The organism is Halalkalibacter nanhaiisediminis, from assembly GCF_007830185.1.
GTDB classification, from domain to species: Bacteria; Bacillota; Bacilli; order Bacillales; family Bacillaceae_D; genus Halalkalibacter; species Halalkalibacter nanhaiisediminis.
The window spans coordinates 39,962-47,244 of record NZ_VLKZ01000015.1 but is presented as its reverse complement, the minus strand read 5'-3'; the positions used below and the strand labels follow the sequence as shown (position 1 = coordinate 47,244).

The window sequence follows — 7,283 nt, the reverse complement described above, 5'->3', positions numbered from 1 at the left end:
GATAACCTTGCAACCATCGTCACAAACACAGGTCGAAGACCTGTATTAGTGAAGGGCAAAAACATTAAATCCATTAATCAACGATATAACCAGTTAAAAGCTCATTATATGGGTATTCTTCGTCATGGGAAAAATCCAAAAGAAGGACCATTTACATCCAAACGTTTAGAAAAAATCAACCATAAACGTTTCAATCAAATGAAGGATTTATTTCATAAAGCAAGTTGTCAAATCGAACAAATGGCTTTAGAAGAAGATATCGACACCATCATCATTGGTCAAAACAAAGACTGGAAACAAAACTCGAATATGGGTAAAAAGAACAACCAATCATTTGTTTCGATTCCGCACAGTCTTTTGATTCAAATGATGACCTATAAGGCTGAAAGACATGGAATCAAAGTGATTGTGACCGAAGAGTCCTACACTTCAAAAGCTAGTTTTCTTGATAATGATGAAATCCCTGTTTATAGTGAGAACGATTCGAAAAAATCATTTTCAGGTAAGCGTATTAAACGCGGTCTTTACCGTTCGAAGAACGGAACTCTTCTTAATGCTGATGTAAATGGTGCTGCAAACATCATGAGAAAAGTATTTGAAAAAGCGTTTACTTGTATTGATTCATTATTTCAACCAACATCAAGTATATTAAAATAAACGTAATCCCGAAGGCAGGACTCAATGGGATAGCGGGGTTGGGTGTTTTCAGCACACCGATGTGTCAACTCCACTGGTGGTTAATCGTCATTTTTTAAGTCGATACCCCAGAAACCCCCACTTCAAATTTCGTAGAAATTAAGTGGCGGGAGTATTCATTTTTACATCTTTATAGGTTATGTATAGACCTATTTGTTTTCTTGGATGATTACCTACCTAGATGAAAAAGTTTAGGCCAAAGACAAGAAGCGATCCACAGCCTATTGAAAGCAACTCGACCAGAAGGTTCAGCATGACATCACTTTCATAGAACTCTTCACATGATCCCTTACACCTTATTGACCAGAATCCGAAAACTCACCTTCAATCCTACTCATAAACTCTTCAGCAGCGCTGTATCCTTGCTGCCTCAAATACCAGTTATTCGCAGCGGCTTCAATTAACCCTGCTACATCACGCCCAGGCTGGAGCTGAATTTCAATAGTGGGAATCTTAATACCCATATACTCTGTATATTCAGGCTCATGCTCCAATTCGTTATTCAAGTCATCCTTCTGCCATTTCGTCAATTTGATATCAAGAGCAATTCGTGTTTCCTCTTGAAATGCCTTTCGTCCGTATAAACGAACTACATTCAATAATCCAACGCTACGAAGCGCCAAAAATTCCTTTGTCTTCTCATCATGAGTACCTAGAAGTGTTTGCTGACTAAGCTTCTTTAACACCACAACATCATCTGCAACGAGTCTATGCCCCTTTCCAATTAACGTATGCGCCAACTCGCTTTTTCCGACTCCCGAATGACCACGTAGTAAAATGCCAATTCCAGACACATTCATACAAACTCCATGGATCGTCATTTCTGGTGCTAATTGCTTTACCAGATACGCATCCAGCTTGGTGATAAATTCTGTCGTTGTCTCAGGCTTGTTTGTAGCTAACAATGGGATTCCCTCTTCAATACAATATTGAGTTAAATATGTAAGCCCTTCAACACCTGCTGTTACAATGAAACATGGCGGATGATAATTAACAATATTCCCTATTCGCAGTTTTCGTTCCCCTTTACTCAACTTATGTAAATAATTAATTTCTTTTCTTCCTAAAACCTGAATCCTTTCTGTTGGAAAAAAATCAAAATGACCAACGAATTCCAGACCAGGACGATGTACCCGAGATTGCACAATCATTTTCTCTTCTAGGTTCTCACCAGCCAACACTTTCATTGAAAACTTCCGAACAAGGTTTTCAACTGTTATTGTTTTTCCCTTCATGTTCATCCTCCTCATAACCTTCTAAATCTGAATTATACTGAAAAATAATGAAATTATCATCTTTTAACGAAATGGTTTTTACGCGTTTATACTAAAATAAGGTTCAATAAAATAAGAAAAAGCCCTTTTTATTCAAGGGCTTTGACATTCAGGTATAATCAAGCATAGTGGGCAAACAACTGCTTTGTAAAAGCCTTGCTCTCTTCAGCTATAACCTTCTACTGTTTCTCCGTTAATCTAACTTTATTCCTCCCAAACTAGCACCTTTGGTAAAGAATCGCTCGATGTTCTTTTCAACCGTCGGATCTGGGATTAGTGGCGGTGCATGATGCGGTTTAATACGAGCATCAATAATGATATTATCACAAGCCCAATGCTTGTTTTCATAATAGCTGTTTACACCATAGATATCATGCGAAGGATTACTGCGTGTAAATGTTACCCACATGAAATTTTTTAACGTCTCGCTAACAAATTGACTGTCATCACATAGGATGATCATCGGGCAAGAAGTTAGAGAGCCTTTCGATTGAATCGATTTACTTAAAGCTGCCAATTCCTGTTGCGCTTTCTCGTACGTTGAAAAATTCGGACCTTGGACAGCAACAACGCCAGGCATCACTAAACGCGCATGTTCAAATCCTCGCAATTCATTCAATTCACTAGGTACTTCTTTACATAGCTCTCTTTTTTTATCTCCATAAGCTGCAAAAACAACTTTACTACCGCTATTTAACCCCGTACCAGAATAATCAAGAGTGTCAATCGTTGTATTTGTATAAAAGTGAATGTCTCGACGAAGATCCATTCTTTCTAATATATAAGTTAGAAAATCGACTTCTTTATGGGTATCTAATGGTTGGTTCTCTTCTGCCGTAATAAATAAATACTTAGCTAAACTAACTTGTCCTGTACCTAATATCCGATTAGCGATAGTAAGCAGTTCAGTCGGTTGCTTCACTTGTTGATAAGGGGTGTACCGTTCGCTGCCTATAGCAAAAAGCAATGGATGTACCCCTGCCGCATCAACAGCATGGACTTCTTTCACTCCAGGAATTTCCTGTGAAATCGCATCACCTGTCATCTCATGAATAAGATCACCAAAAGCAGTATCTTCTTGTGGCGGTCGTCCTACAACGGTAAACGGCCAGATCGCATTCGGCTTAGCATAGACTTTATGAACCTTCATCACAGGAAAAGGATGGATCAGACTGTAATAACCTAAATGATCGCCAAATGGACCCTCTGGCTTTGTGTCATTCGGATAAATTTCTCCTGTAATCACAAAATCAGCATCATTGCTAATACAATAGCCATCCTGATAGCTGTAACGAAAACGGCGTCCAGAAAGCAAACCTGCAAATGTCATCTCACTTAACCCTTCTGGTAAAGGCATAACTGCCGCCAACGTATGAGCTGGAGGACCGCCAATAAAAATACTAACTTTTAATGGTTTTCCTAGTTTGTTCGCTTTTTCCTGATGAACTCCGATACCTCGGTGAATTTGATAATGCAACCCAATTTCCTTGTCTACTTCATACTCATTTCCAGTGAGTTGAATCCGGTACATTCCTAGGTTAGCATTCATAATGCCTGGTTTTTCTGGATCTTCCGTATAGACTTGAGGAAGCGTGACAAAAGCACCTCCATCATCAGGCCAATGCTTTATAAGTGGGAGGTCAGAAATGTTTATCTCTTGAGTAGCAACTGGCAGACTATTTCCCTTTTTTAAAGGCAGCGCTTTAGAAGCAGCTAAACCGGTTCCAATATGTTTAAACGGATTTTTCAATGCTTTCATCGGATCTTCACGCAGACTGATAACATTTTGTACCGCATCTAACGTATTTCGAAAAAGAAACTTACTGCGTTCTACTGTCCCAAAAAGGTTGGATACCGCGCGAAATTTTGTACCTTTTACATTTTCAAATAATAACGCAGGCCCGCGAGCCTCATGAACTTTCAAGTGAAGCGCGGCCATTTCAAGATATGGGTCAACTTCTTCGTGAACACGAATCAAATGTCCGTTCTTTTCCAAATCGAGGATACACTCTTCTAAATTTTTATACATCATGTAATTGCTCCAATTTCATCGTTATAGTAAAGCTTTTTCAGCAATTGGCTCTTAAGTATAGTTAAAAAGATATCGGCCTTGTTGTCAATGTTAACGAGTGTGATCAACTTACTTGCACAACTTACAATAAGACGAATAAAAGTAGTTAAAAACAAAAAGACTGCATACCTTCTCATATTAATTTAAAGAATTACTTCTCTGCTCTATATATGTTTCTCATAATTAAAGTATAAATTATTCAATATTTTTCATTTTTATATAATTACTTTATTGTAATAATCGAAAATTCATTTCCTTCTTTTACACTTTCCAAATAACCTTCTACTTTTATCTGAACTTTATCTCTATTTATCTCGTCGCCCTTAGTCCTTCCTTCATCTGGAAGGTATCCAGAAAAATATTCGTTCTCCCCTGCGTTTATTTTCTGGTAATTAATCCCTCCAATTTGAACTTGGTATTGATTCTCCTTTGAAGAGTCGTTAACTTCTATCGGATTTGAAATAAAAATATTGTTTATAATAATATTTCCATCACTATTATTCTTAAGTTGAAAGTTAACATGTTCACCATTAACACTTCCTTCTAATTCGTTTAATTCAATATCAATTTCGTTGATAGTCGCTATTTCCTCACCCGAAATATTATTATTACAACCTACTAAAATCAAAAATGAAAAACACAAAATTAAGTAGCACACCCTTTTTTCCATAAAATAAACCACCTTATTCCATTTTTTGAATAGTATCATAATTTCAGTCTTTATTCTATATAAAGAAAGTTCTCACTATTGGTATATAAAAATATATCTGTATAAGTTAATGAATAAAGAAATACGTTTTGCATAGAGCTAAAAAATTCTTGAATTGCTTGTATATGCTAGATTAAATGTGTAAAACATTTAAGATAAAACCTGTTAAGATACATTTTAAAAAACACGTATAAGCTTAGTTTCAATTAATCAAAAAATAGAGGAACCAGGATCCTGTTTGTTGTATCCTCTTTCCGCTATTTCCCTCAAACTCCTCGTTTGGATATTGGCTTATTTTAGTTTCTTTTCAAAAATGAACCACAATTAATTTTATCCAACCTAGATAAAAAACAATCCTTCTCTGCTAAGCAAGAAATGGATTGTTTTTTAAAATGGAGCATAGTCAATAAGTTATGTTATCTCAATTTGACTTGAATAGTCGCAAAAATGTATAGATAGTGAATGTTACCGATCCTTACACCGAAACTGATTTTAGTAACCTATATTTTGAATCGATTCAATAAATTACTCAATTCTTCAGCAAATTGCGCCGTTTTTTCAATTGAAGCTGTAATATCTTGTATCGAAACTAACTGCTCTTCTGAAGACGAAGCAACTTCACGAATGTACTTAGTTGACTCCATTGTTTTATGTGAATTATCATTTATAACTTGTTCAACATCTTTCACCTTAGAAAGTAGGTTTTCGATCTCTATAAATATCCTATCTACTTCATTCGAAGACTCTTTAGACGAGTGGTATATAGCTTGTAAACTTCCATTAACATCTTTTAATTTTTCCATACCCGTTCCAAATTGGTTTGTTCCAGATTCAATCTCCACAACCGCATTAGAAGTGTCTTTTTGTATCTCGTTTATCAGCTCGGAAATTTGTTTAGCTGATTGAGCAGATTCCTCCGCTAACTTTTTCACTTCATTAGCAACAACAGCAAATCCTTTTCCGTGTTCGCCAGCTCTAGCTGCCTCAATAGAAGCATTTAATGCAAGAAGATTGGTTTGTTCTGATATTCTAGTAATCATTTCAACAATATTGCCAATTTCAGAAGAACGATTCCCTAGTTTTTTTACAGTATCGGATGAATTTCGAACAGAATTCTGTATAATAGACATTTGGTTTAACAACGAAATAACTTCCTCATTCGCTTTCTCAACTTCTCTGTAAGCATTCTTTGTTTTCTCAGATACCAATAAAGAATGATCTTTAATCTCTGATACACTTTGCGTAATCCCATTAATTGATTCTAAATTCTTTTTGTTTCCTCTTTCTTGTTCTGTAGAAATTTCTGCAGCATTTTGAACATTTTTTGTAACGACACCAGATAATTGAACCATTTCCTCAGCATGCTCTGAAAGAACAGTAGTGTTCTCGGCAACAACTTCTCCTTTATGGAGAATATCCCCAATTAAGTTCTGCAAACTATCTAGTAACGAATTAAAACTGTTTGCTAATCTCCCAACTTCATCATTTCGATGAATATTTAATCGTTGAGTTAAATCGCCCTCGTCATTAGCTAATTCTTCTATTTTATCAGTTACTTCTTTTATAGGTTTCAAAGATCTCATATTAATAACATAATTTATGATTGCCCCAACTACTATGAAGATAATCGTTATAATAATAAAGTAATTCAATAATGAATTTGCATCCGCAAATGCTTCACTCGTAGGGACTGAAATCATAATGCCCCAATCCATTTCTTCTGCTTTGCTATAGTAGATTAAACTATTTTCACCGTTAAAGTTCGTTTCGATTACACCTGTTTCCCCACTCATACTATCTTCAACCAATTGGTCCAAATTGCTATTTTCGTAGTCTGCAATTTTCTTATTAAGTACGTCTTCTTTATTTTGACCTGCAACAATGGTACCATCACTGGTAAAAACCGTTACGTATCCACTATCTCCTAACGTTATGTTGGAAATAATATTCATCAGACTTTCAATTTGATGACCTCCCGATGCAACACCTATAACCTCTCCGTTATTCCCGTATATAGGTGAAGAAGATAATACGATTGGAGCACCATTTAAGCTTGGTGATTGTGAAGGAACTGGATTATATGTCTTTGTAAGCTCATTCATACCCTTTTGATAGTGTTCATAGTCACTAACTGGGATTTGATTCCCGCCTAAGTATAAGAAACCTTCAGCATCCATAAAGGCAAAAGCATCTGGATTATCCATCCTTTCTGCTATTCTAATACCAAGAGCGTCTGCTTTTGTGCCATCACTTACTTTTAAATCATCAACTTCAGCCATGTATTCCATTGTTTCTTGTTTCCCTTTTATCCATATGTCTATATTGGCTTTTACCGATTCAAGTTGACTAAAAGCTTGTTCTTGAAATCTATCATATAGAAAATCTTTTGCTTTCGTATATCCAAAAGCAGAAATACTTATCATAGATATTGTAATTAATATACTGATAATGATTGTATTTTTAACAACTAACCTCATTCCTTCACTCTCCATATATTCTTTAATAGTTTCATATATAACCACAAATTTTTTAC

General features: G+C 35.7%; 5 protein-coding genes. 1 reads left to right on the top strand and 4 read right to left on the bottom strand.

Annotation, left to right across the window (positions count from 1 at the left end; all coding sequences use genetic code 11):
- Window positions 1-657 (top strand): RNA-guided endonuclease TnpB family protein (locus IQ10_RS17385; protein WP_144451736.1); only part of this gene is annotated, 657 nt, incomplete at its 5' end.
- Between the two features lie 335 nt (window positions 658-992).
- On the opposite strand, the gene hprK is transcribed toward IQ10_RS17385, so the two are convergent.
- The 4 genes from hprK to IQ10_RS17365 form a co-directional block, all read right to left on the bottom strand.
- Window positions 993-1,931 carry an HPr(Ser) kinase/phosphatase gene (gene hprK, locus IQ10_RS17380; protein WP_144451735.1) on the bottom strand — a complete coding sequence of 313 codons (939 nt, stop codon included), beginning with the start codon at window positions 1,929-1,931 and terminating at the stop codon, window positions 993-995.
- Between the two features lie 232 nt (window positions 1,932-2,163).
- On the bottom strand, window positions 2,164-3,999 hold the full coding sequence (locus IQ10_RS17375) for a UbiD family decarboxylase (protein ID WP_144451741.1): 1,836 nt from the start codon (window positions 3,997-3,999) through the stop codon (window positions 2,164-2,166).
- Window positions 4,000-4,264: 265 nt separating this feature from the next.
- Window positions 4,265-4,711 (bottom strand): hypothetical protein, encoded by a 447-nt coding sequence (locus IQ10_RS17370; RefSeq protein ID WP_144451734.1) that lies wholly within the window; start codon window positions 4,709-4,711, stop codon window positions 4,265-4,267.
- Window positions 4,712-5,250: 539 nt separating this feature from the next.
- On the bottom strand, window positions 5,251-7,227 hold the full coding sequence (locus IQ10_RS17365) for a methyl-accepting chemotaxis protein (protein ID WP_144451733.1): 1,977 nt from the start codon (window positions 7,225-7,227) through the stop codon (window positions 5,251-5,253).
- Between the last annotated feature and the right edge of the window lie 56 nt (window positions 7,228-7,283).